Here is a 1,559-nt window from a genome sequence, read left to right on the forward strand (position 1 = left end):
TGGAACCAGACAGCACAGCCTTATCCGCAGCAGCAGAGTGTGCCGGGTCTGGTGTTTGCGTGTGCCAGACAGCAGCCCGAGGCGGTGGCGCTGTACTGGCGTGATGAGCAGATGAGCTACCGGACGCTGGCGGAGCAGGCGGCGGGTCTGGCAAAGCAGTTACAGGAAGAGTACGGGGTCGTGCCCGGGCAGCTGGTTGGTGTGTGCCTGAAGCGCAGTCCGAAGCTGGTGGTGGCGCTGTTGGGTGTGATGCAAAGCGGCTGTGGTTATGTGGCGTTAGATCCGGACTATCCGGCAGAGCGTCTGGCGTATATGGCGGCGGATGCGGGGCTGTCGGTGGTGGTGACAGAGCGCGGCGTGGATGCGGGTCACGGTGTGACAACAGAGCTCATGCTGGATGATGGCATTGTGACACAGAGTCTGTCGCAGATTGAGGCAGTGGCAGGTGGCGAACAGCTGGCGTATGTGATTTACACCTCAGGTTCGACGGGCCAGCCGAAGGGCGTGATGATAAGTCAGCGCAATGCGGTGGCGATGTTGAGCTGGGCGGGCCGTGAGTACAGCAGTGCAGAACTGTCAGGTGTGGTGGCGGGCACGTCGGTGTGCTTTGACCTGTCGGTGTTTGAGCTGTTTGCGCCGCTGAGCCATGGCGGCAGTGTGGTGCTGGCAGAGGATATGTTGTCGCTCGATAGCGGGAGTGTGCACAGAGCGACCCTGTTTAATACGGTGCCCTCGGTGATAGAGGCGTTGCTGGAGAGGGGCGGTTTGCCGGCGGGTGTGCGGACGGTGAATCTGGCGGGAGAAGCGTTAAAGCAGAGCACGGTGGAGCGGCTGTATGCGGCGGGCGTGGAGCGGGTGTATGACCTGTATGGCCCGTCGGAGGATACGACGTATTCGACGCGGAGTTTAAGGCGTGCGGGAGGACGTGCGACGATAGGACGGGGTCTGGATAACAGGCAGCTGCATGTGCTCAACAGTGTGGGTCAGCGGGTGCCGGTGGGCGTGGTGGGTGAGTTATATCTGGGTGGAGCAGGAGTCGCGCAGGGTTACCTGAATAAAGCAGAGCTGAGTGCGGAGCGTTTTGTACAGCACAGATGGGAGGATGGCAGCGTGAGCCGGTTGTACCGCAGCGGAGATTTGGTGCGGTGGACTGAGGAAGGTGAGCTGGAATATGTGGGCAGAAGTGACCATCAGGTGAAGGTGCGGGGTTACCGGATAGAGCTTGGAGAGATAGAGCAGGCGCTGGAGCGGCTGGAGGGCGTGCGGGAAGCGGTGGTGGAAGTTGCGGGCTCAGGAGTGCTGGTGGCATATCTGGTGGGCAGCGTGAGCAGCAGGGAAGTGGTGCAGGATAGTTTGAGGCAATGGTTGCCGGGTTATATGGTGCCGGAGCGTTTTGAGTGGCTGGCGCAGTTACCGCGCACGGCCAATGGCAAGACAGACCGGCAACAGTTGCGTGCGATGCAGAGTGTTGCAAGGGAAGATGGGTTTGTGGCGGCGTCGACCGGGACGGAGCGGCGGTTATGTGAGTTGTGGCAGCAACTGCTGGGTGTAGAGCGTGT

General features: G+C 61.1%; 1 protein-coding gene. It reads left to right on the forward strand.

Annotation, left to right across the window (positions count from 1 at the left end; all coding sequences use genetic code 11):
• The coding region (locus tag N3Z11_RS17995; protein ID WP_260658567.1) for an amino acid adenylation domain-containing protein at positions 1-1,559 on the forward strand (1,559 nt) is incomplete at both ends.

It is taken from the genome of Rheinheimera sp. 4Y26, assembly GCF_025245835.1.
GTDB lineage: Bacteria > Pseudomonadota > Gammaproteobacteria > Enterobacterales > Alteromonadaceae > Pararheinheimera.